At 59.1% G+C, this 25,039-nt stretch carries 19 protein-coding genes; 3 read left to right on the plus strand and 16 right to left on the minus strand.

The features are described from left to right. The first annotated feature begins 28 nt into the window (after window positions 1-28). The gene (locus H4Q31_RS12650; RefSeq protein WP_185179424.1) at window positions 29-775 is read left to right on the plus strand and encodes a MerR family transcriptional regulator; all 747 of its coding nucleotides are present in this window, start codon (window positions 29-31) and stop codon (window positions 773-775) included. Window positions 776-1,083: 308 nt separating this feature from the next. Here the strand turns inward: H4Q31_RS12650 and H4Q31_RS12655 are convergent, their stop codons facing one another. Further along, on the minus strand, window positions 1,084-1,905 hold the full coding sequence (locus tag H4Q31_RS12655; RefSeq protein ID WP_185179425.1) for a hypothetical protein: 822 nt from the start codon (window positions 1,903-1,905) through the stop codon (window positions 1,084-1,086). A gap of 65 nt (window positions 1,906-1,970) precedes the next feature. Here H4Q31_RS12655 and H4Q31_RS12660 point away from each other — a divergent pair, with 65 nt between their 5' ends. Continuing rightward, window positions 1,971-2,468: a GrpB family protein gene (locus H4Q31_RS12660; RefSeq protein ID WP_185179426.1), complete on the plus strand. Its 498-nt coding sequence runs from the start codon at window positions 1,971-1,973 to the stop codon at window positions 2,466-2,468. Between the two features lie 873 nt (window positions 2,469-3,341). Here H4Q31_RS12660 and H4Q31_RS12665 read toward each other — a convergent pair. The 7 genes from H4Q31_RS12665 to H4Q31_RS12690 form a co-directional block, all read right to left on the minus strand. Beyond that, window positions 3,342-4,046 (minus strand): HAD family hydrolase, encoded by a 705-nt coding sequence (locus H4Q31_RS12665; RefSeq protein WP_221626830.1) that lies wholly within the window; start codon window positions 4,044-4,046, stop codon window positions 3,342-3,344. Window positions 4,047-4,112: 66 nt separating this feature from the next. Beyond that, window positions 4,113-4,241, minus strand: a complete 129-nt coding sequence (locus H4Q31_RS21655) for a hypothetical protein (protein ID WP_260440155.1) — start codon at window positions 4,239-4,241, stop codon at window positions 4,113-4,115. A gap of 33 nt (window positions 4,242-4,274) precedes the next feature. Continuing rightward, window positions 4,275-5,387 (minus strand): glycoside hydrolase family 88/105 protein, encoded by a 1,113-nt coding sequence (locus tag H4Q31_RS12670; protein ID WP_185179427.1) that lies wholly within the window; start codon window positions 5,385-5,387, stop codon window positions 4,275-4,277. A 38-nt stretch (window positions 5,388-5,425) separates the two neighbouring features. Next, on the minus strand, window positions 5,426-6,301 hold the full coding sequence (locus H4Q31_RS12675; RefSeq protein ID WP_185179428.1) for a carbohydrate ABC transporter permease: 876 nt from the start codon (window positions 6,299-6,301) through the stop codon (window positions 5,426-5,428). A 24-nt stretch (window positions 6,302-6,325) separates the two neighbouring features. Then, the gene (locus H4Q31_RS12680; RefSeq protein WP_185179429.1) at window positions 6,326-7,273 is read right to left on the minus strand and encodes an ABC transporter permease; all 948 of its coding nucleotides are present in this window, start codon (window positions 7,271-7,273) and stop codon (window positions 6,326-6,328) included. A gap of 74 nt (window positions 7,274-7,347) precedes the next feature. Then, window positions 7,348-8,901 carry an extracellular solute-binding protein gene (locus H4Q31_RS12685; protein ID WP_185179430.1) on the minus strand — a complete coding sequence of 518 codons (1,554 nt, stop codon included), beginning with the start codon at window positions 8,899-8,901 and terminating at the stop codon, window positions 7,348-7,350. Window positions 8,902-9,083: 182 nt separating this feature from the next. Beyond that, window positions 9,084-10,598: an extracellular solute-binding protein gene (locus tag H4Q31_RS12690; RefSeq protein WP_185179431.1), complete on the minus strand. Its 1,515-nt coding sequence runs from the start codon at window positions 10,596-10,598 to the stop codon at window positions 9,084-9,086. A 115-nt stretch (window positions 10,599-10,713) separates the two neighbouring features. Here H4Q31_RS12690 and H4Q31_RS12695 point away from each other — a divergent pair, with 115 nt between their 5' ends. Further along, window positions 10,714-13,044, plus strand: coding sequence for a helix-turn-helix domain-containing protein (locus tag H4Q31_RS12695; protein WP_185179432.1), 2,331 nt, complete (start codon window positions 10,714-10,716; stop codon window positions 13,042-13,044). Window positions 13,045-13,108: 64 nt separating this feature from the next. Here H4Q31_RS12695 and H4Q31_RS12700 read toward each other — a convergent pair whose 3' ends face one another. From H4Q31_RS12700 to H4Q31_RS12735, 8 genes are all read right to left on the minus strand, one after another. After that, entirely contained in the window at window positions 13,109-14,011 is a 903-nt protein-coding gene (locus tag H4Q31_RS12700; RefSeq protein WP_185179433.1) for an SDR family oxidoreductase, read from the minus strand. Window positions 14,012-14,269: 258 nt separating this feature from the next. Then, complete coding sequence (locus H4Q31_RS12705; protein WP_185179434.1) at window positions 14,270-15,049, minus strand: Cof-type HAD-IIB family hydrolase; 780 nt, start codon at window positions 15,047-15,049, stop codon at window positions 14,270-14,272. Between the two features lie 27 nt (window positions 15,050-15,076). Further along, window positions 15,077-15,667, minus strand: coding sequence for an XRE family transcriptional regulator (locus H4Q31_RS12710; RefSeq protein WP_185179435.1), 591 nt, complete (start codon window positions 15,665-15,667; stop codon window positions 15,077-15,079). A 143-nt stretch (window positions 15,668-15,810) separates the two neighbouring features. After that, window positions 15,811-19,275, minus strand: coding sequence for a carbohydrate-binding domain-containing protein (locus H4Q31_RS12715; RefSeq protein ID WP_185179436.1), 3,465 nt, complete (start codon window positions 19,273-19,275; stop codon window positions 15,811-15,813). A 270-nt stretch (window positions 19,276-19,545) separates the two neighbouring features. Next, window positions 19,546-20,781, minus strand: a complete 1,236-nt coding sequence (locus tag H4Q31_RS12720) for an MFS transporter (RefSeq protein WP_185179437.1) — start codon at window positions 20,779-20,781, stop codon at window positions 19,546-19,548. Window positions 20,782-20,884: 103 nt separating this feature from the next. Then, window positions 20,885-21,307, minus strand: a complete 423-nt coding sequence (locus H4Q31_RS12725) for a PaaI family thioesterase (protein ID WP_185179438.1) — start codon at window positions 21,305-21,307, stop codon at window positions 20,885-20,887. 62 nt (window positions 21,308-21,369) lie between these two features. Then, the gene (locus H4Q31_RS12730) at window positions 21,370-23,049 is read right to left on the minus strand and encodes a long-chain-fatty-acid--CoA ligase (protein ID WP_185179439.1); all 1,680 of its coding nucleotides are present in this window, start codon (window positions 23,047-23,049) and stop codon (window positions 21,370-21,372) included. A gap of 42 nt (window positions 23,050-23,091) precedes the next feature. Next, window positions 23,092-24,927, minus strand: coding sequence for an acyl-CoA dehydrogenase FadE (locus tag H4Q31_RS12735; RefSeq protein ID WP_185179440.1), 1,836 nt, complete (start codon window positions 24,925-24,927; stop codon window positions 23,092-23,094). Window positions 24,928-25,039 lie beyond the last annotated feature (112 nt).

Below are 25,039 nucleotides of genomic sequence, written 5' to 3' on the forward strand. Positions count from 1 at the left end.
AAGCTAAGTTCGAAAGGAGGATAAAGCCATGCTTCATACGGTCAAGGAAGTGTCCGACATGTCCGGCGTTACGATCAAGGCGCTGCATCACTACCACCGAATCGGGCTGTTGTCGCCGAGCGAGATCAGCGCTGCCGGCTATCGGCTGTATGGCAGGCGAGAATTGGAGAGGCTGCAGCAAATTTTATTCTACCGGGAACTCGACTTCCCCTTGGAGAAGATCAAGCAGCTGCTGTCCGCAGAGCCGGATCGGCTGGCGCTCCTATCCGAGCAGCGGGAGCTGCTGTTAGAGCGAAGAGAGCGGCTGGAGCGGCTCCTGCGCACGATGGATGAGACGATGGACAGCGCCAAGAAGGGAGAACAGATGGATATGGACCAAATGTTTGTTGGCTTCGGCAGCGAATCGGAGTGGAAGGAAGCCTTGAGCGAGCAGAACGAGCATCTGAAGGGAACCTATGGCTTCGACCTGATGGAGGGCGGCGCGCCAATTGACGTGCCGGAGATGAACGAGCAAGCGGCGGAAGCCGCGGCGTTCATGGCTGCGATGGCGGAGGCGCTGCGATCGGGGAAGAAGCATAGCGGCGAGGAGGTGCGCTTGCTGATCGAGCGGCACATCACGTTCCTGCGCGAGCACGGGCATGAGACGGATGCGGGGACGTTCGCGGCGCAGTGCCGCTTCTTCTTGAGCGACGACTTCCACCGTAGCATGCTGGAGTCGCAGCAGACCGGCCTCGCGTACTACTTGGCCGCGGCGGCGGATGCCTGCGCGGGTTGAGGAAGCCGGCGCAGGGGGGGCGGGGATTGTCCGGAAGAGGTCGATCTATTCGACCTCTTCGGCGCAATCGCGGGGGATTCCCCCCATGAGGTCGATCTGGTCGACCTCTTCGGCGCGATTGCGGGGGGATTCCCCCCATGAGGTCGATCTGGTCGACCTCTTCGGCGCGATTGCGGGGGATTCCCCCCAAGAGGTCGATCTATTCGACCTCTTCGGCGCTCGCGGGGGATTCCCCCCATGAGGTCGATCTGATCGACCTCTTCGGCGCGTTTGCGGGGGATTCCCCCTCATGCGCGGCCCCGGCCGCGCTACCGCACGATCCGGATCATCTGCACGACGGGGCGGCTGTCGCCGCGCAGCTTCATCTCCCGGCTCCGAAGCTGAGATGAGCCGTCGCCGTCCAGGAAGATGCCGTCCGCCAGACTCCCCGGCGCGATCGTCTCCACGATCGCCGCGCGAAAATCAGCCAGCATCCCCATCGAGCTGCTGACCACAAGATAAACATTGCCCTCGCGATCGTAGACGGCGGCCGAACGCAGCCTGCGATCATACGGATACGGCGCGTTCTCCGCAGCCGCCTGCTCCTCCCACGACACGTCGCGGCCAAGGCTCATGCTGATGCCGCCTTGTGCCCAATAGTTCGCGCGATCCGTCACGTCCAGTTCAGACGCCTGACGCACGACTTGCACGCTCAGCCGGTCCGCCGAGCCGTCCCACACTAACGTGCCTCGCGCGTACTTCGCATTTTCCCAGCCGGATCCGTATCCGCCCGCTTCTCCATTCGCCGGCCGGTCATTGACGACAGCCATGCTGAGCAAGTCCTCATGATAGAAGAAACCTCCGTTGACGCCATAGAAGGGAGACAGCGTAACGTTCTGATGAACCGCTTCAAGCGACAGATTGGAAGGCCTTGTCTTCAAATAATGAATCGTCATGCCGTTGGAGGCCAACGCGGTTCCATAGGTATAGTCGAAAGGCATATCCAGTTCGGGATCTGGCGCCGGCGCAGGTTCCTTGTTCATGAATAGGAGTGCAGTCGAGCCGATACACAGCAGGAAGAACAACGCCGCAAGTACGGCGAGGGTTGGTCTGGCAGGGATTCGGATGTTGGGAAGCGAAATTCGTCTCAAGCGTTGAAGTCTCCTTATTGGCTAATAACACCTGCTCTATTATAACGTGTCATGGAGGGACAAAGTTGGATATTGTTCGTTACGCGGAAGGCGCTGCTATCGGAACCGCGGTGCATAAGTTGTTCTCGGAGCAGAAGGCGTTATTGGAGTCCATTCTGCCGGGGGCGGATATTCAGCATGTGGGAAGCACCGCCGTTCCGAACAGCTTGACGAAGGGTGACTTGGACATTCAAATTCGTGTGCAACCGGAGATGTTCGAGCAGGCTATTCTCGCGCTGTCCGAACTCTACGAGAGCAACGAAGGGAGCGTGCAGACGGCGGAATTCCGAGCGTTCAAGGACGATTCGGCAGTGCCTCCGCTTGGGATTCAGCTGACCGTGGTGAATTCCGAATTCGACTTCTTCTGGAAGTTCCGGGACGTGCTGCGGGGCAATGATAACTATCGGCGGAAGTACGATGCGTTGAAGAAGCGCTTCGAAGGGCAAGACATGGAGTCCTACCGCGAGGCAAAAAATGTGTTTTTCGAATGGCTGATGCAGACGCCTGAGTTCGAGAAGCTGTGACGCAACCCGGCTTGGACCGGTTACTGCGCTCATCTGCGCTCTTTAGCCCCATGCAACCCGGCTTGGGCCGGTTACAGCGCTCACCTGCGCTCTCCCGCCCCATGTAACCCGGCTTGGACCGGTTACAGCGCTCATCTGCGCTCTCCCGCCCCATGTAACCCGGCTTGGACCGGTTACAGCGCTCACCTGCGCTCTTTAGCCCCATGTAACCCGGCTTGGACCGGTTACAGCGCTCACCTGCGCTCTCCCGCCCCATGCAACCCGGCTTGGACCGGTTACAGCGCTCACCTGTGTTCTCCCGCCCCATGTAACCCGGGTTGGACCGGTTACAGCGCTCACCTGCGCTCTCCCGCCCCATGTAACCCGGCTTGGACCGGTTACAGCGCTCACCTGCGCTCTCCCGCCCCATGTAACCCGGCTTGGACCGGTTACAGCGCTCACCTGCGCTCTCCCGCCCCATGTAACCCGGCTTGGACCGGTTACAGCGCTCACCTGCGCTCTCCCGCCCCATGTAACCCGGCTTGGACCGGTTACAGCGCTCACCTGTGCTCTCCCGCCCCATGTAACCCGGCTTGGACCGGTTACAGAGCTCACCTGCGCTCTCCCGCCCCATGTAACCCGGCTTGGACCGGTTACATGTGGAGCGACGTGCATTCGCCCTCCACAAGCCTTCCATCGAGAGCTTACGGAGCCCCCGAACGTGAGACTCGCTCATTCGCTCTCTTCTTATTGCGAATGTGGAAGGAGCGAGAACGATGAACCGACGCGGTCGAGCTCCCGCAGCGACCTGCACGCAAGCGATCAACTGATGCTCTCGCACGCGGACAAGCAAATGGCCGGTCGCCGAACGCCCCGGCCATTCCCCTTAGCAGCTCACATAATCAATTCAGCAACCTGCGAGAGATGCGTCACGGCGTATGTTGGCTTGACGCCTGCCGGCAAGACGCTCCCGCTTCGATTGTAATAGCAGAAGTCGATTCCCGCCTGAACCGCCCCGCGGTAATCATCCTGGAGCGAGTCGCCGATGAACAGCGTCTCTTCCCGGCTGGCGCCAAGCTCCCTCAACGCTTGCTGGAATATTCTTGCGTCGGGCTTCCGAATCCCGATCTCGTCGGATACGATTACCGAGTGGAAGCGATCGGCGATTCGCCCCGCCTGAAGCCGGCCGCGCTGCGCTTCCCCGATTCCGTTGCTGACGATCCCGAGCGCGTAATCGCCGGCTAGCTTGGACAGCAGATGTTCTGCGCCATCCTCGAAGATGCTCGAGCCGCAGAAGTATTGCCAATAGGTCGCCGCGAGCCGTTCGTGCAGATGCTCTTCGGTCCCCGCAAGCGCGTCCCGGAAGGAGAACTTCAGCACGTCCGGCATCGACTTCACGCTGCCTCCGCCGACGAAGTCGAACCAATGCCGAGCGTTATGCTCCGTGTAGGCCTGCCAGAACGAGCTCCAGCCAGCCGGGTCGTCTTCGAACAAGTCATGATCCTTGCACGTCCGCTTCATCGACTCCAATTCGGACGCCGAATAGTTAAGTAGCGTGTTGTCAAGGTCGAATAATACTGCTTTGTAGATTCGTGCCATCCTTAGACTTTCTTCTCCTCCCGTCAAGAGCCTAATTCACATTCACATCCACATTCTACCACACCACTAGCAGACATCTCCGCTGCATCTTCTTCCCCCCGCCCAGCGGCGGCTCGCCTCCAACCCAAGGAAGCCGAGCTGCGGAATAGCACCCGCAAGCCCGGCTTCCTCATCCAATTCAAATAACTGGACCATATTCCCGCTTCTCCACGTTATTTGATCTAATCGCTAGACCAAATCCCGCATCTCCACGCTGGCCATCACGAACGCGCCGACGCCGTGCAGATCGTTGCGGCTGGTCGGCCGGGTGACATAGTTCTCGTAGTCGCCCGCCGAGGTGCCGATGCAGATGTTCGGCAGCGTGAACGCCACCTCCCCGCTCGCCGCAGCGATCGCATCCGTCAATCCGCGGTAGCCGAGACGCGCGGCCTCCAGACACTCGCCGCCCGCAATGCCTTGCTTGACCCCCTTGGCCAGCGCGTAGACGAACAAGCTCGAACAGGACGTCTCCAGCCAATTGTCCGGCAGCGTTCCCTTGTCTACAACCTGGTGCCACAAGCCGCTCTTCCCATCCTGATAACGGACAATCGCCCTCAGGAATTCCCGCTGCGCCTCCTCCAGCTCCGAACGCTGCCCCGGGCCCATATTGTCCGGCAGCAGCTCAAGCATGTGCGCGAGCGCCAGCCCGTACCAGCCGAGCGATCTTCCCCAGAACTCGGGCGAGCAGCCGGTCTGCGCATTCGCCCAAGACATGCGCCGGCTCTCGTCCCAGGCGTGATACAGCAGCCCGGTTCGAGGATCGCGCATATGCCGGCGCATCAGCTTCGCCTGGTGCAGCGCCGTCGCAGCCAGCTCTGCGTCTCCATACATGCGCGCGTACTTCAAGGCGAACACGCCGCCCATGTACAACCCGTCCAGCCACATCTGATATGGATACTTATCCTTGTGCCAGAATCCGCCCTCGCTCGTCCGGTTCAGCGTGCCGAACAGCGCCCTCAGCTTGCCGGCGGCCGCGCGATACTTGGCGAGGCCCGTCCGTTCATGCAGCCGGAACAGCAGCAGTCCCGCCTGAACGGCGTCCAGCTCGTCCCGAGCAAAGTGGAAGTTACCGAAGTCGTCCACCAAGCCGTCGACATACCCCCGAATGTAATCGTCGTAGCGGTCTTCCCGCACGACCCCCCACAGCTGCTCCATCCCGCACAGGAACACGCCTTGATGGTAATGCCAGCGATGCGCGGGAGGCAGCTCCCCAGGCGCATAGTCTCGCATCAAGGCATCGCAGGCGGCTCGCGCCCATTCAATCGGCGTGCTTGCATTCTTCGCCGTGTATTCTCTCTCCATCTCCAATACCTCCACCTTCCACTCCGGCAGACTGGCTGTCAGCCCTTCACCGAGCCGAGCAGCGCGCCCTTGGCGAAGTGCTTCTGCAAGAACGGATAGACGAGCAGAATGGGCAGCGTGGCGACGACAATAACCGCCATCTTCACCGCCTGATCCGGAGGCGGCACTGCCGAATCCAGATCCGAGCTGAACTCGAAGCCGCTGGCCAGCACGACGATCTGCCGGAGCAGCACTTGAATCGGCCACATCTTGCTATCGTTCAAATACAAGATCGCATTCAAGTACGTGTTCCAGTACGTGACCGCGTAGAAGAGCGAGATCGTCGCGATTGCCGGCATCGAGAGCGGCAGCACGATGCGGAACAGGATGCCGAAGTCGCTGCACCCATCGATTTTGGCCGACTCCTCCAGCCCCTCGGGGATGTTCTGGAAGAAGTTTTTTAAGATAATCATGTTGAAGGCATTGATCGTCAGCGGCAGCACCAGCGCTGCGTAGTTATCGATCAGATGCAGCTCCTTAACGACGAGGAATGTCGGGATGAGCCCGCCGTTGAACAGCATCGTGAACACGACGAGGAACATGAGCGCCCGGCGTCCGTCCAGATCTCTGCGGGACAGGCCGTAGGCCATCATCGACGAGATCAGCATGCTGAACAGCGTTCCGAACACCGTGACGCCGATCGAGACCGCCATCGCCCGGAAGATCGTGGACGTGGAGAAGATGAATCGGTAAGCCTCCAAGCTCCAGTCCGTCGGTATCAGAATGAATCTGCGAACCGCCAATTCCGCGTTCGTCGTGAAGGAGCCCGCGAGAACATGAATAAACGGCAGCACGGTTATGAGGGCAATCAGCGTCAGCAGTCCGAAATTCACGATGCCGAAGACTCTGCCGCCGATCGTGCGATCCTCCACCATCCGCTTCCCTCCTCTCTGTCTGTCTTAGTAGACGCCTTCTTCGCCCATTCGCTTCGCAAGCCGGTTCGCCAGCACGACCAGAACGAGGCCGACGATCGATTTGAAGAAGCCGATGGCCGTGCTGTAGCTGAACTTCATCTGCTGCAGACCCGCCGTATATACGTACGTATCGATGATCTCCGCGACGCTGCGATTCATCGAGTTCAGCAGCAGGTAGACATGCTCGAAGCCGAGCTCCAACACATCGCCGATCTTCAGAATGAGCAGGACGATAATAACGCTGCGGATCGCCGGAAGCGTGATATGCCAGATCTGGCGCAGTCTCCCCGCTCCATCCATTCTGGCTGCCTCATACAGCTGCGGGTCTATAGAAGCGATGGCCGCCAAGTAGATGATCGTTCCCCAGCCGGCCTCCCGCCAGATCACCTGAATGATGTACATGGGACGGAACCACTCTGCGCTCAGCAGGAAGTTGACCTTCTGGAGCCCCAGGCTCGCCAGCAGTTCATTGATCATGCCGCCGTCCATCGTGAGCATAACATAGCTGATTGAGACGATAATGACCCATGACATGAAGTGCGGCAAGTAGATCAGCGTCTGGAAGAATCGCTTGAACAATTGAAGCCGAACTTCATTCAGCATGAGCGCCAGGATGATCGGAATCGGAAAGTAGAAGACGAGATTCATCCCGAACAGAATGAGCGTATTCGTCAGAATGTTGACGAAGTCGGGCTCGGTGAACAGACGCTTGAAGTGCTCGAAGCCGACCCACTCGCTGCCCAGAATGCCGTCGAACGGCTTGTAATCTTGGAACGAGATGATCAGACCGTACATCGGTGCATATTTGAAAATAAGAAAATAAAGCAGGCCCGGCAGTATCATGACATACAGCCACTTATTGCGAGCGAGCCGCTTGGATAACCGGCTCTGCGTCCCGTGGACCGGGCCCTGCCGGACGTTCGCTTCCCGCATGGCGATCTTCCTCTCTGTGCCCGCGTGAACCGGCAGGCCGCCTCAGGAAGGCCGCCTGCCGTCAGCCGGTGCGCTTACTGCTTATAAGCCGCGTTGAACTCTTCGATGATCTTGTCTCCTCCGCGGCTCTTCCACTCCTCGACCGCCTTGTCGAAGCCGGCTTTATCCAGATTGCCGTAGATGTACTGGTAGGTCGCGTCCGTTATCAGGGTTTGCAGCTCCTGCCCTCTCTCCGTGAAGGTCTCGGAGTCGAGCGCGGTCGTCGGATCGTGAATCGCGATCTTCTCGTTCTCGATAATGAACTCTTCCGCGTGAATGCGCCCTTCCAGCGTGTTGTAGCTCTCGTACATGCCGTTCGTCTCCGCTTCGCCGATGACGCTGTCCTTATAGCCCTTCACTTCGCGCTCGACCAGGTCTTTGTCGTCCGACACCTTGGCCTTGCCGTCGACGACGGTGTAGTGCGTGCCCTCGATTCCCCAATACATCAGATTGGCGACTTCCGGCGTCATCATCTTGTCGAAGAACGCGAGCACCTTCTTCAGCTCCGCCTCATCCTTGATCGCCGACTTCGGGAACAGCAGCACATTGTTATACCCCGGGATCGCCCAGGTGGTCGCCTTGCCGTCCGGACCTTTAATTAACGCTTGGGTATCCAGCACGGCGGTCGGGACATTCTTGATCAAGTCCTTGTTCAGCGAATCGATATCCTGCATGGAGCCGATATAGAGGCCGGCCTTGCCGCTCGTCAGCAGGTTAACCGAATCCGTCTTGCTCGTCGCGGCGAAGTCTTGATTCATTGCCTTCGCGTCGCGAATCTCCTTCATAATATCCATGGCGGCAACATATTGCGGGAACATGAATTCGGGCTGCAACTGGCCGTCCTTCTCCCCCCAGTTGTTCGGCGTGCCGAGCCAGGAGGCAAGCGTCTTGAACGCGCCGTAGATGAGATCGTTGCGGTCCGTCAGGCCGATCGTGTCGGGTTGGCCGTTGCCGTCCGGGTCGTTCTCGGTGAACGCCTTCGCCATCGCGACCACTTCGTCGACCGTCTCCGGCGCCTTCAAGTTCAGCTTGTCTGCCCAATCCTTGCGGTAGATCAGCCCCTGCCGGGCCAGCGGCCTGCCGATATACAGCGAGTACAGCTTGCCGTCTACCTTCGTATTGTCGAGTATTTGCGGCTTCAGCTTGCTCAGGTTAGGGAACTCGCTCAGGTAAGGGCCGATCTCCCAGAACTGCCCGTCGCGAATCGCTCCTTTCATCTGGACGAACGTGGCTTGATTCTTTAAATACGTCACATCGGGCAGCGATCCGGTAGCGAGCGTAGAAGCCAGCTTCTCCTCATAGGTGTCGGCCGGGAAGAATTGATAGGTCAGCTTCGTGTTGGTCAGCTTCTCCAGCTCTTTCTTGATCGTATCCGGCGGCGTCTCCGCCACATTAAGCGGGAGCATGATCGTAATCTCCGTCGGCTTCTCCTCCGATGGAGAAGGCGCTGCGGCCGAAGACTCCGGCGAAGACGAGCTTCCGCCTGCGGAAGGCTCCTCTTGCCCGTTGTTCTCCTTGCTCGCGCATCCTGCCAGCAACGCGGTTATCATCGCGGCGCTGAGCAGCAGCGGCAACCCTCTTCTTGACATTCGCATGACCTCCATATAGTTGTGGTGAGAACGTATTCAATCCACAGCATACGAGGCTGCCGGAATTACCGATATAATCATTCCGTTAGAACTCGCCCGCCGGCGGCCTATCTGAACAAATGATTATGAGGAGAATGTTGGGCTGCCAGACAAAAAAAAAGGCGTCGGGGATGTCCCGACGCTTACGGTCCGAAGTAGGCCTGCTCGTATTCCTGAATGATCTGGCTGCCCCCGGCGCGCTTCCACTTGTCGATCTCCTTCCGGAAGCCGGCTTCGTCTATCTGTCCCAAGATATAATGATAGGTCGCATCCGTCACGATTCTGTACAGCTCCGTCCCCTTCTCGTCGTAGGTCGGCGAATCCAATTGGGCGGTCGGATCCCGGACGAGGAACTTCTCGTTATCCGACACGAGCCGCTCGGCTTCCTCCAGCAGCGGGTCCTGTCCCGCCACCTTCATGAGATTCGGATTGCTAAGATCCGCGATCATTAACGTATACAGCGAACCGATCTCGTCCACCCGCAGCTGGGTCGTCTCCTCCGGCAAATATACCTTGTCGCCCTCCTTCACATGATGCCGGCCTTCGACCCCGTACTTCATCAGATTGGCGACGTCCGAATCCATGGTCCGGTCGAAGAACTGCAGGACGAGCTTCAGCTCCTCCTCCGTCTTGATCGCATTCTTGGAGAACAAGAATAAGCCGTTGAAATTCGGAATCGACCAGACCCGGTAACCGTCAGGCCCTTCGACCCGGTTCACCAGCGTGAAGGAAGCCTTCGGATTCACCCGCTTCGCTTCGATCGACAATCGCTGCACGTCCGTCATGCTGCCGATATAAGCGCCGGCCTTGCCTTGAATGAGCATGTTCCGCTGAACATCCTTGCTCGTGACGGCGAAGTCCGAATTGACGAGCTTCTCCTCGTAGAGCCGCCGCATGTAATTCATCGTGTCCACATATGCCTTCGTCTCGAATTCCGGTACGAGCTTCCGATTCTCCACACCCCAATTGTTGGGCGTCCCAAAGTACGAGCTCAGCGTCTTGAACGCGCCGAATACGAGATCGTCCCGATCCGTCAAGCCGATCGTGTCTTCCCGCCCGTTCCGATCCGGATCGCCGTAGGTGAACTGGCGCAGCACCTCATACAGCTCGTCCAGCGTTGCCGGCTTCCGAAGCTGCAGTTCGTCGAGCCAATCCTGACGCAGGATGATTCCCTGGCGGGAGGAGGGGCGTTCCGTGTACAAGCCGTAGATGTTGCCGTCCACAGCCGTCTGCTTCAGAATGCTCTCGCTCAAGCGCCTCAGATTCGGATAGTCGTTCAGATAGCCGCCGATCTCCCAGAACGCTCCCGACCGAATGGCATTCTTCATGAGAATATAGTCTGTGTACTTCACGAACGTCGCCTTCTTGAGGGAATCCGAGGTGAGCGCCGTACTCATCTTGTCCGCATAGATCTCATCCGGCACCCACTCGATGGACAGGTGAACGCCGGTCAATTGCTCGATGCTGCGGATGATGCCCGGATCCGGTTCGTTCGGGAAATGAAGCGGCGCCATGATGGTCACCGTCGGCGCATTCCCGCCTGCCATCGCTTGCTGAGACTGATCCGAGCGGGCGCACGATGGGAGCAGAACCAATAGAAGCGCGCACGAGACGATTAGGCTCGCCCCGGCCATGCGTCCGATCCGTAAGCGAATCATGGCGTCCCCTCCTGAATCTGTTAAAATGATTATGAGATGAAGCAATGATTATTGCTCCTTGCGGAGCCGGTATCCTACAATGGAAGAAACCATTAGCTGAAGGTGGGAACGACAGATGCGTTCCAGAAGCTTCCTAACCAAGCTTACCGTATTCGGATTCCTGCTCTGCACGCTTCCCGTACTGTTCATCGGCTACTTCTCCTATGCGACATCCTCAAGCGAAATTCAAAAACATGTAAATAAAGGCAACACACAGCTATTGATTCAAATTAATGCCAATGTAGAGCAAATCGTAACGACTGTCAATCACACCTTGAATCAGGTGATCAACTCCACCGTTCTCCAGAATGCGATGAGAAGCCCGCTGACGGTCAATGACTTCAAGCTGTATAACGATCTCCGCAACGAGCTTCGCCACATGCAGTCCTTCGATACGCAATTGGAGGACGTCGTGCTCCTGAATGAGAAGCAGAATTGGATGGTCAAAAATTCTGGTTTGTACCGCTTTGATGAATACGCTTACAACAAGGAGCTGTCCGAGCTTCTGCACGGCCAGACCAACAACGCTTGGCTGCTCACCCCGTCCAATTGGTTCTACAGCGAGGAGAATGCGAACAGCGTCAGCTGCCCGTTCGACCTTAGCTTGGTCAAGCGCCTGCCAGTGAACAGCCTGGCGCCGAGCAGCCTGATAATGGCCAACATTCCGGCCTGCAGCCTGCAGTCGGTTCTGCAGAACGAGACGGATGGCCGATCGGACACCATCATGGTGCTGGACGACCAGAACCGCATTCTGCTTCATCCCGACTCTTCGCTGATCGGCCAGCCTGTATCTGCTGCAGGCTTCGACCGGATTGATGCCATAGGCCCGACATCCGGACAATTCAAGGCGGAAGTCGACAATCAATCTTATTCCGTCGCTTATTATCGATCGCCCTATAATGGCTGGACCTATCTCTCCTTCACGTCAATAGCCGGGCTGACGAAGGAATCGGACAAGATCGGGCTCTACACGCTAAGCGTCTGCCTGCTCATGCTGCTGATGATGATGCTCTTCGCCTGGCTTGGCTCCCGTCGAATCTATTCCCCCATTCAGAAGCTGCTGAAGCAGATCGATGACTGGCTGCCGGGCGCCAAGCGCGCAGGCTCGGACGAATTCCAGGTCATCGGAGAACAGATTCAACGGCTCTTCCAATCCCATTCAAGGCTGGAAGGGGAGATCCGTCAGCATCTGCATCAGGTCCGCACCTTCTATCTGATCCGCGCGTTCCAGGGCTCTGTTAAGAAGAGCCAGTTAACCGAACAGCTCTCGCGGTTCGGTTATCGCCAGCAGCTGGATGAATGGCAGGCAATGGCGGTCATTACGCTGCAGATCGACTCGCTCGAGGGCACCCGTTACGACAAGTCGGACGGCGACCTGCTGCTGTTCGCTGTCTGCAATATGATCGAGGAACTGATTAAGCCCCCGGATCGACTGGCTCCCGTCGTGATTGACCAGACGGTTGTGCTTTTGTATGGAAGCGCTGCCAATGAATCGCGCGCCTTCAACTCGACTTTGTATAGGGTGACCGAGAGTCTGCAGAGCCGCATTCAGGAGATTCTCGAGCTTACGGTCAGCATCGGAATGAGTCTCCCGTTCGAATCCGTTAAGCAGCTCGCCATCGCTTACCGGGAAGCGTTAGACGCCCTCAAGCACCGCCTGAAGCTCGGCGAGGGCATCGTCATTCAATACGGGAACGTCAACGCGGGCAAGCATTACATGAAGAACAACTACCCGGTCCTCGCGGAGAGCGAGCTGATCGACGCGATCAAGCTGGCTGACAGAGAGCGGGCGAAGGAATTGCTGGAGCGCGTCCTCCGCCCCGTCTTCGACGCCGATCTGTCGCCGCAGGAGTACCAGATTCCGCTAGCCCGATTGTTGAACGCGCTGCTGATGGCAATGCAGGAGTCGGGTATTGGCCTGCATCAGATTCGGCATGACCAAAGCTCTATTTTCGAAGAGATGATCAAGCTGAACACCGTCCCCGAGATCGAAGATTGGTTCTGGACCGGCATCGTCCTTCCGTTGATCCGCATCTTCCGCGATCGTCAGCAGTCGCAGTATCACAACATCTCCGAGAAGATCATCGATCTGGTCCAGCGGCATTACGACACCGATCTGTCGCTGGAGGAATGCGCTACGCGGCTGAATTACAACGCCAACTATTTAAGCAGCGTCTTCCGCAAAGAGACCGGCGTGTCGTTCAGCGAATATTTGACCGCCTACCGGTTCGGCATGGCGAAGCGATGGCTGACGGACACCGGCATGCCTGTTAAGGATATCGCCGCGCGGCTCCGATACAACAATCCGCAGAACTTCATCCGCTCCTTCCGCAAGCTGGAAGGCTTGACGCCGGGACAGTACCGGGACAAATTCGCCAAGGACAGCGGCATGTCCCTTGGGTCATAACGAGACTCCGGCCGATGCGGCCGGAGTGTTGGCAGAAGTGCAGCATAAGAAGCTGGCGGTGACCTTAAGTCTCCGTCATCGTGCCGCCGTTGACGTGCAGCACTTGGCCGGTCATGTACGAGGAATCGTCGGAGGCCAGATAGACATAGGCGGGAGCGAGCTCGAACGGCTGGCCGGCCCGCTTCATCGGCGTGTCGAGCCCGAACGTCTTCACGTAGTCTGCGGAATAGCTGGAGACGATGAGCGGCGTCCAGATCGGCCCGGGCGCGACGGCGTTGACGCGGATGCCCCGTTCGGCCAGCTGCATGGACAACGACCGGGTGAACGAGACGATCGCTCCCTTGGTCGAGGAGTAGTCGATCAGCAGCGGCGCTCCCGCATAGGCGGTTACCGAGGCCGTGCTGATGATGGAGCTGCCTGGCTGCAGATAAGGAAGCGCAGCCCGCGTCAGATAGAACATCGGGAAGATGTTCGTGCGGAACGTGTCCTCCAGTTGCTCGTCGCTGATGTTGAGCAGGCTGTGCTGGGGGAACTGCACGCCTTGGTTCAGCACGAGCACGTCCAGCCGGCCGAACGTCCCGAGCGTTCTGGCGACGATCTCTTGCGAGAACGCCGAATGGCGCAGATCGCCTTCGATCAGCAGACAGCGGCGGCCGCAGCCCTCCACCATCTTCTGCGTGGCGAGCGCATCTTCTCGTTCTCGCGTCATATAGACGATGACAACGTCCGCCCCCTCCTTCGCGCAAGCGATGGAGACCGCGCGGCCGATGCCGCTGTCGCCGCCGGTGACGATCGCAACTCGGCCATTCAGCTTGCCGCTGCCCCGATAAGCGGGATTCTCGGAGATTGGCTGCGGGTTCATCAGCGTCTGCAAGCCGGGCTGCTGATTCTGATGCTGCGGCGGGAACGTTATTGGCACTTGCTTGCACTTCGTTTCTTGTCCCACGTACGGATAAGTCGGAACCACCGGATATCCTCCTTCATTCGCAATGCTCATAGCAGGATATTCGGCATCCGCCCAGAAGTCGACAACCAAAAACGAGAATAACGCGCAACGGTTACCCGTTGTGTGTTATTCTCGTTGACTTGTCCTGATTATGCTGCTGGATGTAGCGCTAACTGCACCGAGAAGCTCGATATAATCGAGGTTCTCTCCAACAACGATGCGTATCTCACCGAGTAACTCGATTTCTTCGAACTTCTCCTCGGCGAGCAACGGCAACTCTCAGTCCTTCAGCAGCCCCGCATAGATGAGCCCGTTGCGGACGCCGCCTGCTTCGACGCGAGTCGTGACGTAATCCGCATACGGCAGCACATCCGGGTGCGAATTGCCCATCGCGATGCCGAGGCCGACATACTCCAACATCTCCTTGTCGTTCAGCCCGTCGCCGAAGGCTACCGCCTCTTCCTTCGTCAGCCCGAGCACGTCCAGCAGAGCCGCGATGCCTGCGGCCTTCGAGCCGTTCTTCGGCAGCACATCCAGCGCCTTCGAATGCCAGCGGATGAAGCGCAGCGCAGGGAGCGCATCCTCATAGACTTGCTCCTCATGGCTCTCGCAATGCAGGAACACTTGATAGACGGCTTCCTTCTTCCAGAAGTCCGCATCCACGCCCGGGTGCGCCACCTTCAGCGATTCGACCGCATCGAAGGCGAACGGATCGCCTTCGCGGTTGGCGTAATACCACTCTCTGCCCTCGAAGACGAGCGCATGGCCATTGCGGTCCGCCAGCTCGACCAGCTTCTCCAGGTCGCTTCGATCGATCGTCAGCTCGTGAAGCGCCTTCCCTTGGTACACGACATAGCCGCCGTTAAGGCTAACCCATGATTCGATGCCAAGCTCGTCGGCTACCGGCTTAATGAAGTAAGGCGCGCGGCCCGTCGCGATCACCGGCTCGACGCCGCTGGCCTTCAATTGGCGCACGGCTTCGGCGGCATCCGGCGGCACGCGCTTCTCCTCGTCCAACAACGTACCGTCAATGTCGAAGAAAACAATTCGGTAAGACATCCAGCATTCTCCTATCCTATCCTCTATTTATCTCTCTCTGGCTTCGTAGAACAAGACGTCCTCGGGCAGCCCGAAGAAGTCGCAGTACAATTCCCGGTACCCGGCGTCCGGGAGCGCGCCCTGGTGCATATATTTGCGAGTCGTGGCGGGAGCGATTCCTGCCTTGCGGCTGAAGGCAGCAGGCGAGACGCCGTGGACGGCGAACAGGCCCGACAGAATCCGATTGCGCTTCGCGCCGAGCAGCGCCCGCTTGTAGAACTTCCCTTCCCCTTGGAAGGCGGCGGCAATAGCTTCGGCAGCTTCCAATCCATGCTCATCCAGGTGGAAAAGAACGTGTTGCGGCAAGCCGAACTTATGCGCGATGGCCGCCCGATACTCCTCCGTCGGATGCACGCCTTCGTAGATCCAGGATGCGACCGTACGCGGCGCGACGCCCAGCTCTTCGGCCAGCTCCGACAGCTTCACGTCTTCCACGATCAGCACGGCCATCAGCACCCGATTGCGCACGGTCCAGCTCTTGGGCTTGCGGAATCTGGGTTTGCGGATGCCCTTGCCGATCTTGTCCCGGTTGCGGAGCGCCAGCTGCTCAATTCGATGTTTCTCTTGATGTCCCAGCATGTGGTCTTGCATCTTCCTTTACCGATCATTTCTTCTATATTACTATAACCGGCCATCTCTGCACGAATGTAAATAAACGGAAAACCGCCCGGCGCCTTCGAGGGCCGGACGGTTCTTGGGAATGAGGGCTCAGATGGTTACGGTCACTTCGCCGCGAACCGAATGAACTCCGCGAGCAGCTTCGCCGCTTCCGCGCGGGTTGCGGCGCTTGCAGGATCGAAGCGATTGTCTCCCTTCCCGTCGATAATGCCGGATTGCCGCAATGCCGACACCGCCTCGCGGGCGTAGGCCGCGATCGCGTCTTCGTCCGCGAACGGAGCCGGCGCGCTTGATGCGGCCGTCAGGTCGACGCCGGCTGTTTGAGCAGCGAAGCGGCTCAACATCGCCGCCATCTCCTGGCGAGCGATGGCGATATCCGGTTCGAAGAGGTCTCCCGAACCGTTCGCGATGCCTTGCTCGCGCGCCCACAGCGCTGCGCCGGCGTACCAGGCGTCCGCGTCCACGTCCGCGAGGCCGGCAGAACCGGCGGCGCCGCTCGCGTATAGGCTCAGATCCGCGCCGGCGAGCTTGGCGAGCATCTGTACGAATTGCGCTCTCGTAAGGCTGTCCGCCGGAGAGAAGCCGCCTTGTTCGTTGCCTTCTACGATATCTCGGGCAGCGAGGAAGCGGACGGAGTCGGCGTACCAGCCCGAGACGATATCGTTGAAGCTGGACGGACGGTAGCTCACCGCATAATCCCCAAGAGTAGCTGCCCCAAGGTTCACGCGGCCCGTCGCCGGATCATAGATGCCCGCCGGCAGGATGTTGGACGTGCCGTCGGCATTCACCGCGGAGATGACGACGGACTGCGCGTCCTGATCCGATCCCGCGGCGTATGGAATGGACAGCGCGATGCCGCCTGCAGGAATCTTGGCTGCTTCGCCTCCGACGGAGGCGGCAAGGCGCAGCACTGTACCGTCAGCCGCCGCATCGGCCCGGCTGATCGTCAGAATCGCGTCGCCCGTTCCGGCGGCGCGAAGGGCAGCCAGCGCTTCCGGACCGTAGGCGACGGACGCAAGCGGCGTCGACACGGTTAGCTTATCGAGCTGCCCTTCCGCGATCGCGCTCAGCGCGGCTTGCGGAAGCGCAAGCTCGAAGCCCGCTGCCTGCGCGCCATCTTCAGCTGCGCCAGCCGACAATTGAATGACGAGAGCCGTTCCGTCGGCGCGAGCTTGACGAATCGCGGCGTTCAGCTGCTCGGCCGTAGCCGAAGCCTTCGCCCATCCATCCGCGCCAAGCTTCGCTTCGAGCGTTACGATCGAGCTGGCAGGCTCGGACGGTTCCGCGTTCGTGGTCGGACTCGTTGGATTCGTTGGAGTCGTCGGATTCTCTGCCGCCGTCGCCGAGAACTTGACGTTGTCCATGTACATCCGTCCGGCAAAGTCGCTCTCGCCGTCCGCGACCACGACGGTAATATCGCGCAGCAGCGTATCCGCCTCGAGCGCTTTCCCCTCGTTGATCTTCTCCAGATCGAAGGCGGCTTTGAACTTGTACAGTCCGTCCTCCGTCTTCGCCGCTTGGTCAAGTTGGTCAAGCGCAATATTGAACGTATCTGCCGCTTGCGCCCAATAGCCGAGCGATGGCGGCGCGAACGCCAGGTTGATCGACAGCGTCCCTTGAGATGCCCGCACAGGCTTCAGATAGAAGTCGAACGTTAGATATCGGTTACTTCCGCGGGTCGTATTGATGTTGCCCAAGACGATACGGGGCGCGGACACCCAGCCGTCCGACGGTTTGACCTCCGGATAGGCTGTCTCCCAAGAGAGCGCAGGCGATCCGTTCGCCTCCTGGAGCGTCAACGCGCTCTTCACGCCGGAGCCGGGATCCCAGTTCCAGCCTTGGCGGGTGCTGTCTTCGAATGTAGACGGCAGCGTCGGCGCGCCGATTGGATCGTGCACGACCGGAGGCTCCGTGACAGCCCGCGATCCCGATACGGTGATGTTGTCAATCGAGATGGCCTCCGCCGGGTCTGCGCCAAGGAATAAGATCAAGTTCGTCATCGTGCTGTCGTCTGCATTGGCCGCGATCGCCTCCAGATTCGGCGAATCCGCGCGGGTGATCGTCAGCGTTGCTTGGAAGGCCCCGTCCTCCCGCTGCGCGAAGTCGTCCGGCGTCAGCGTCACCGCGCGCGTCGGGTTCGCCCAGCCCGCCGAAGCGCTCTGCGGAATAGCAGCGATGGCAACCGACGCCGGCTCCGCCGCGATGACGTCCATCGTCAGCTGCTGCGCGCCCAGCATATCCGGACGGGCGGAGGCACCGTCCGCCGACAGGCGAAGGTTGCCCCAGAAGCCGTCCCCGTACACGTTGCGGCTGACGCTAAGTCCGCTCACTTGCAGCGCGTTATTGACGTTCTGGACCTCAATACCATTGTCTTCCTTGACCGGGCTGTCGCCGTTAATGCCGAAGCCCTGGGTCGTGCCGTCGTTGAAGTCCCAGACGACGGTCTGGAAGTCTTCCCTCTCCGTCCGGTCGATCGGCTCGTAAGGGATGCCCTTGATCCGCGCCCGGATATATTCGCCGGAGACGCTCAGCTCATCGGCTGCCCACACTTGGTCGTCGCCTGGATCGAGGCTTGTCGCGTCATGCTTGCCCAGCTCGAACGGCAGGAAGGCGGCGGACGTCTCGGCCTTGTTCGTCAGCGACCAGTTCGCCCAGCTGATGTTATTCTCGTTCAAGAACGTGAGCCACTGATCGGCTTCCTCGAGGAACGGGCCGTTGTTGCCGCTGGCTTCGCTCGTTCCCCATTCCGTCGCGAACAAGGCAAGCCCATGCTCCAGCGCGTACCGGGCGTTGCTCATCACGTTGTCGCGGTCCGTGCTGTCTGCCGCCGGCATATGGGTGCCGGTATAGAAGTGAACCGTGTACATCGTGCCCTCATCATCGATCGGATCATCGGCCGCCAGATCGGCGCGCTGGCTCCAGTTCGGACTGCCGACGATCACGATATTCTCGTTGCCGCTGTCGCGCAGCATCTGGATGATCGGCTCCGCGTACGACTTGACCTGGGCCCAACCGGCCGCATCGTTCGTCACGCCCGGCTCGGCGTTGTTCGGCTCATTGGCCAGCTCGTACAGAATGTGCGGATCGTTCGGGTACTTCTCCGAGATTTCCCGGAAGAAATTCATCGCTCCCGCATATGTATCCGCGTTCGGGTCGCCGGGCTGATGCACGTGCCAATCCACGATCACATACAGATCATGGGCGATCGCGAGCTCGATGCCTTGAATGACCTTATCCTTCAACGACGGATCGGCGGCATATCCGTTCTCACCGACGTACATCGCGAGTCGGATCAGGTTCGCATCCCAATCGTTAGCAAGCGCTGCGAAAGCGTTCTCATTTAAGATTTCTGGAAACCACTGCAGCCCGTGCGTGCTCATGCCGCGCAGCTGGATCGGATTCCCTCGCTCGTCTGCAAGCGTCTTGCGGCCTTCCACATCAATCAGCTGCAAGTGTCCCCCGACGGAAGGCTTCTCCCCCGGAGCCGCCAGCAACGGATCCAGAGCGGGAGCCGGCTCGTCCGCGTTAGCCCACATCGGCATCACAGCAACAAATACAATTACCGCCATCAGAGCGGCTATCCGTCGCAAAGCCCGTTGTCTCTTTGCCAATTCAATCACCCCATCGCAAGAGTTCGATCGTGTGCGAGTCCATGGAACACCTGATGACAGAAAACGTTTTCTTTTTTCAACAAAAAAAGAGAGCATCTTGCCGAACTAACGACGCGACCCTCATTAACCATGTCAGATCCACCGCCACCTCCTCCGTCAAATAAAACGTTTTCCTTTTCCATTATATCATCCGTTTTCCATTTTTGACTAGAGATTGTCCAGCATCTCTCAGAGCCTCTCGTCTCTCTTCCGAAGAATACTATACAACGCGGCGCAGCATGCCGAGCAGAGCAGCGCCATGAAGGCGATGAAGCCGTAGCCGGCTTGCAGGCCCAGCAGGCGGCTGCTGTCCGCGCCTTCCCGCTCGAACAGCGCGCGCACGAAGTCGATGATGTAGCCGATGCACAGATTGCCGATGACGCCGGCAATTCCCATGAGCGTGACCGTGAACGTGATCGCCGTATCCGTCCCCTTCGGGAAGCGCCTGGCGATCATCGCCATCACGGTCGGATAGATCGGCGCGATGCCGATACCGGCGACCGCGAACAGCCAGGCACCCGGTTCGCCGGCGAATATCGCCGCGAGCGTACACAAGCCCGAGAAGGCGGAGAAGAGGAGCACCGACAGCGTATAACCGATTCGGTCCGTGATCGGGCCGAGGAACAATCGCGCCAGCATGAAGCATACGAAGAACAGCGACAGCATGCCGGATGCGTCCCCCGTGCTCCAGCCGTACGCTTTCTCCAGGAAATTGACCAGCCAGCTGCCGACCGCCATCTCGGAGATGACGCCGGACGAGAGGATGGCCACGATGAGCCAAGCGATCGGATCGCGGAAGAGAAGGCGGTAGGAGATGCGCTCTTCCTGCGGATGATCGCCGTCGCCAGGGAACCGCCCAAACAGTGAAGGTAGGATCGGCAGAATCGACAAGGACAGCATGAGGAGATACATCCCCCGCCAGCCCAGCTCGCCCCCGCCTATGTGCCATCCCATCATCGAAGCCGCGATCAGAGGCGCCACCGTCGAGCTGAGTCCGTAGAAGAAGTGGGCGACATTCATCATCGTTCCTGTATTCTTGACGAAGATGCGGGCGGCCATAATCGCAAGACCGATCTCCAGCATCCCGTTGCCGATGTACAGCAGGAAATAAGAGGCTGTCAAATACGTATAATTCGCGGCGTAATAGATAAGGAGGCCGGACAAGGCCATGGAACCGAACGCGAGAATGCCGGTCAGCTTGACGCCGATTCGCGCCGCCAATGCCGAGGTGAACGAACAGGCCGCCAAGTAGCCTAACGAGTTCAAGGCGAGCAGAACGCCGAGCTGTCCTTCGTCCAAGCCGAACTCGCCCTGCATTCTTGGGATGGCCGGACCTTTAATATTCTCAGAGAAGCCGAAGATTAGGAAGCCGCCGAATACGACGAGCAGCAGCAAGATGCCGTTCGCCCGGGAACGTTCGCTCATGAGGATACCTCCGCAGCAGTAACAACCGTAGGATGCAACCTCCTCATTATCGGGAAGATCGAGACCAAGCGCAACGGTGAAAATAAAAAAAAGCGGCCAGACGCTACGTCTGAGGCCGCTGACCGATCGACCGGAACGTCGCCGTTCCGAATGCTAGTTTGTCGCCGTCTTCGCTTCGCACATAACCGGTTGCGGTGATCGACCGGCGCGTCATATGGACAATCTCAGCTGTAGCGAACACACGCCCGGAAGAGGTTGATTCCAGGAAATGCATGTTGAGATTCGTCGTCACGACGTTCTCTTCCCCGCGCACGATCATGACCAGAATGCCGATGACCGTGTCAATCAGCGAAGCATGAACGCCGCCGTGCAGAATGCCGGCCAGATTGAGCAGCTCGGGCTTGATCTCCATCGAGATGGTGACCTCCCTGTCGCTCCATTCCTCCAGCCGGCATCCCAGATGGCCCCAGAACGACTTGTTCCCCATCTCTTCCCATTGCTTAATCTTCTCCGCCAACTCTTCCATGTCTACTCCATCCTCCCATCCCTGCTCTCTATCTCTAAATACCTATCTCTATATTAGCAAAGTTATGAGGTTCTAGCCTTCTCCTCTTCCTCCTCGATCAGCTTGCGCCGCAGCACCTTGCCGGCCATCGTCTTCGGAAGCGCTTCCCGAAATTCAATGATCTTCGGAACTTTATAGGCCGCCAGCCTCTCCTTGCACCACTGCTTCATCTCGTCCGCGCCGGCTGTTGCCCCTTTGCGAAGCACGATGTATGCCTTGACCGTCTCTCCCCGGTACGGATCGACGACGCCCGCGACGGCCGCTTCCTCGACGGCGGGATGCTCGAACAGCACTTCCTCGACTTCGCGAGGATAGATATTGTAGCCGCCTGCAATGATCAGATCCTTGCGCCGATCGATGATATAGGTGAAGCCTTCTTCATCGATCGACCCCAGATCGCCGGTCAGCAGCCAGCCGTCCTGCAGCACGCGAGCCGTCTCCTCCGGCCGGTTCCAGTAGCCCTTCATCACCTGCGGTCCCCGAACGGCCAGCTCGCCGATCTCGCCAGGCTCCGCATCCTCGAACGTGTCGGGATGAACGATCCGCGCGTCCGTATCCGGAAACGGCAGTCCGATGGAGCCGTTCTTGCGCTTCTCCCAAATGTTGTTCGCATGCGTCACCGGAGACGCCTCGGTTAAGCCGTAGCCTTCGATCAGCCTGCCGCCGGTCAGCGCTTCGAATCTCTCCTGCACGTTCTGCGGCAGCGGAGCCGCCCCGCTAATACAGATGTTGATCGAGCTCAGATCATATTTGCCTACGTCAGGATGATTAATGATCGCAATATACATCGTCGGCGCGCCGGGGAATACCGTCGGTCTCTTGCCGTGGATCGTTCGCAGCACCTGGCCGATCTCGAACCGGGGCAGAAGCACCAGCGTCCCTGCCGAGTAGATGCCGAGATGAAGCAGAACGGTCAGCCCGAACACATGGAAGAACGGCAGCGCCGCGAGGAAGGTCTCCTTGTTGTTCTCGGCCTTGTAGAACCAGAGCCGGCATTGAATCGCATTGGCGACCAGATTATGGTGCGTCAGCATGACGCCCTTCGCGAGGCCGGTCGTGCCGCCGGTGTACTGAATGAGCGCGAGATCGTTCATGGGATCGATGATCGCTTCGACCGGTTCCTCCGAAGCTCCCTTCAGCAGCTCTCGGAAGGATAGCACTGGGCCGCCGTATTCGATCTTGGGGCGCTGGCCGTCCTTTCTCATTTTCAGATCGAACAGCACATTCTTCGGAAAAGGAAGATAGTCCCGAATCGCCGTCACGATAATTCGCGCAAGCGGATGGCGCTCCGTCGACTTGCGAACCCTCTCCAGCAGTTGGTCGAGCACGACGATCGTCGTCGCCCCTGAATCCTCCAGCTGATGCTCCAGCTCGCGCGGCATGTACATCGGGTTCGTCATGACGACAACGGCGCCCATCATTAACGCGCCATAATGGGCGATAATGGTCTGCGGGCAATTGGGCAGCATGATGGCGACGCGCTCGCCCTTGCGGACGCCCTGCCGAAGCAGAGCGTTCGCGAAGCGGCGCGTCGAAGCTAACAGCTGCCGATAAGTCATGCGGAAGCCCATAAAATCAATGGCCGTACCCTGCGGGTTATTCGCGGCCGCGTCTAGGAGGAATGAAGCAAGATTCTGCAGCGGATATGTGTACGTCGGTGGAACTTCGGCAGGATACTGTTGCAGCCAAGGCTTATTCGGCATGGCCGACACCTCTTTTGCGCAAAGTGTATTGCAGACCTTCGGTTACACGACGTATTGCTCGGCTGCGATGACGCGGGCGGCGATGCTCCGCTTCAATCCCACCATATTCGCCGGGGAATGGCGGGTTAGCTTCTTAAGGATCGATAATTGCGTCCGGAGCGTATCGCCCGTCTCCATCGCGGAGAGAACCTCCCGAGCCCAATTCTCAATCTTGCTAAACTCTTCGTGAATGAAGACGACGGTCATGTCGATCGCATTCTGCGCCTTGTCCTCGCCGCTGCCGGCGATCAGCTTGCGGGTGCGCAGCAGCGCGCTCTCCATCGCGAAGACGGAGATCATGATGTCCGCCAGGTTGCTAAGCACCTCTTGCTCCTGCTCGAGCTTCATTTGATACTTCTGCACCGCCTGCGCGCCGGCCATCAGGAAGATTTTCTTCGCCATTGCAAGCATATGAGCTTCCTGTTCCAACGTTCCCTCGAACATTTGCGAAGGCATCGGCTCCATCAGCTCGGCCTGCAGCGCCATTGCCTTCTGCATGAGCGGCAGCTCGCCCTTCATCGCGCGTTTGATCAGCGTGCCTGGAATGAGCAGCCGGTTGATCTCGTTCGTTCCCTCGAAGATCCGGTTGATCCGCGAATCCCGGTAGCTGCGCTCGACTCTGTACTCCTGAATGAAGCCGTAGCCGCCGTGAAGCTGCACGCCTTCGTCGACGACGAAGTCCAGCACTTCCGAGCTGAACACTTTGTTGATCGAGCATTCCAGCTGGTATTCCGCGATCGCCTTCGCTGCCTGCAGGCCCGCGTTGTTGGCGGCGTTGGCGGAGGCGTTGTTGGCATTATTGGCATTGTTGGCGGCGTTCTCGCCTTCAAGCTCCGCGAGCCCTTCGTCGAACAGGCCGGCCGTGCGGTACACCATGCTCTCCAGCGCGAACGTCTTCGTGTTCATCTCCGCCAGCTTCTTGCCGATGAGCGGGAACGAGGAGATCGGGCGGCCGAACTGATGGCGTTCGTTAGCATACTTCGCCGAGGCAGCGATCGTCTCCTTCGTGCCGCCTACGGCTCCTGCCGCCAGCTTGAACCGGCCGATGTTCAGAATGTTGAACGCGATCAGATGGCCTTTGCCGATCTCCCACAGCAGATTGGACGCCGGCACCTTCACGTCCTCCAGAATGAGCGGGCAGGTGGACGAGCCCTTGATACCCATCTTCTTCTCTTCCGGTCCGATGCTGACGCCCGGCATGCCGCGCTCGACGATGAACGTGCTGAAGTCGGTGCCGTTCACCTTCGCGTAGACGATGAAGATGTCCGCGAAGCCCGCGTTGGTAATGAATTGCTTCGTGCCGTTGAGGACATAGTGCTGGCCGTCCTCCGTAGGGATCGCGGTCGTCCGCGCGCCTTGGGCGTCGGAGCCGGAGGTCGGCTCCGTCAGGCAATAGGCGGCGATCTTCTCCCCCGCCGCCAGCTGCGGCAAGTACTTGCGCTTCTGCTCGTCGGTGCCGAAGTAGACGATCGGCAGCGTGCCGATGCCGACGTGCGCGCCGAGCGACAGGGCGAAGGACGATGCCTTCGCCATCTTCTCGCCGATCAGCGTCGAGCTGATCTTGTCGAGGCCGAGGCCGCCGTAGGCTTCCGGCACGTCCGCGCCGAGCAGACCAACCTCGCCGGCTTTGCGCAGCTTGGAGACGGTCAGCTCGTAGTTCAGCTTCTCGATCTCGGCGTCATGCGGCACGATCTCCGCGTCGACGAAGTCCTCCGTCGTCTGCGCGATCATGCGCTGTTCCTCGGTGAAGTCTTCCGGCGTTACGATGCGCGCCGCATCGATGTCGTCGATAATGAAGCTGCCTCCGCGGATTTTGGAGCTGTTTAACACTTTGCTCATGGCCGATCTCTCCTTTACGATTGGATGCTCATGTACGATGGACACTCATTTACGTTAGATACTCATATACAATTAGATACTCATACCCGCTAGACACTCACTCCCCGCACAA

Origin of the sequence: Cohnella lubricantis (genome assembly GCF_014212015.1) — a bacterium.
In the GTDB taxonomy this organism is placed as follows: Bacteria; Bacillota; Bacilli; order Paenibacillales; family Paenibacillaceae; genus Cohnella; species Cohnella lubricantis.

What these genes read in the sequence shown, in the direction of transcription:
- H4Q31_RS12685 (WP_185179430.1), bottom strand. Translation starts at nt 8,901, where the DNA reads ATGTCAAGAAGAGGGTTGCCGCTGCTGCTCAGCGCCGCGATGATAACC.
- H4Q31_RS12710 (WP_185179435.1), bottom strand. Translation starts at nt 15,667, where the DNA reads ATGCTGGGACATCAAGAGAAACATCGAATTGAGCAGCTGGCGCTCCGC.
- H4Q31_RS12680 (WP_185179429.1), bottom strand. Translation starts at nt 7,273, where the DNA reads ATGCGGGAAGCGAACGTCCGGCAGGGCCCGGTCCACGGGACGCAGAGC.
- H4Q31_RS12650 (WP_185179424.1), top strand. Translation starts at nt 29, where the DNA reads ATGCTTCATACGGTCAAGGAAGTGTCCGACATGTCCGGCGTTACGATC.
- H4Q31_RS12715 (WP_185179436.1), bottom strand. Translation starts at nt 19,275, where the DNA reads ATGGCGGTAATTGTATTTGTTGCTGTGATGCCGATGTGGGCTAACGCG.
- H4Q31_RS12725 (WP_185179438.1), bottom strand. Translation starts at nt 21,307, where the DNA reads ATGGAAGAGTTGGCGGAGAAGATTAAGCAATGGGAAGAGATGGGGAAC.
- H4Q31_RS12690 (WP_185179431.1), bottom strand. Translation starts at nt 10,598, where the DNA reads ATGATTCGCTTACGGATCGGACGCATGGCCGGGGCGAGCCTAATCGTC.
- H4Q31_RS12720 (WP_185179437.1), bottom strand. Translation starts at nt 20,781, where the DNA reads ATGAGCGAACGTTCCCGGGCGAACGGCATCTTGCTGCTGCTCGTCGTA.
- H4Q31_RS12730 (WP_185179439.1), bottom strand. Translation starts at nt 23,049, where the DNA reads ATGCCGAATAAGCCTTGGCTGCAACAGTATCCTGCCGAAGTTCCACCG.
- H4Q31_RS12695 (WP_185179432.1), top strand. Translation starts at nt 10,714, where the DNA reads ATGCGTTCCAGAAGCTTCCTAACCAAGCTTACCGTATTCGGATTCCTG.
- H4Q31_RS12675 (WP_185179428.1), bottom strand. Translation starts at nt 6,301, where the DNA reads ATGGTGGAGGATCGCACGATCGGCGGCAGAGTCTTCGGCATCGTGAAT.
- H4Q31_RS12665 (WP_221626830.1), bottom strand. Translation starts at nt 4,046, where the DNA reads ATGGCACGAATCTACAAAGCAGTATTATTCGACCTTGACAACACGCTA.
- H4Q31_RS12670 (WP_185179427.1), bottom strand. Translation starts at nt 5,387, where the DNA reads ATGGAGAGAGAATACACGGCGAAGAATGCAAGCACGCCGATTGAATGG.
- H4Q31_RS12735 (WP_185179440.1), bottom strand. Translation starts at nt 24,927, where the DNA reads ATGAGCAAAGTGTTAAACAGCTCCAAAATCCGCGGAGGCAGCTTCATT.
- H4Q31_RS21655 (WP_260440155.1), bottom strand. Translation starts at nt 4,241, where the DNA reads ATGGTCCAGTTATTTGAATTGGATGAGGAAGCCGGGCTTGCGGGTGCT.
- H4Q31_RS12705 (WP_185179434.1), bottom strand. Translation starts at nt 15,049, where the DNA reads ATGTCTTACCGAATTGTTTTCTTCGACATTGACGGTACGTTGTTGGAC.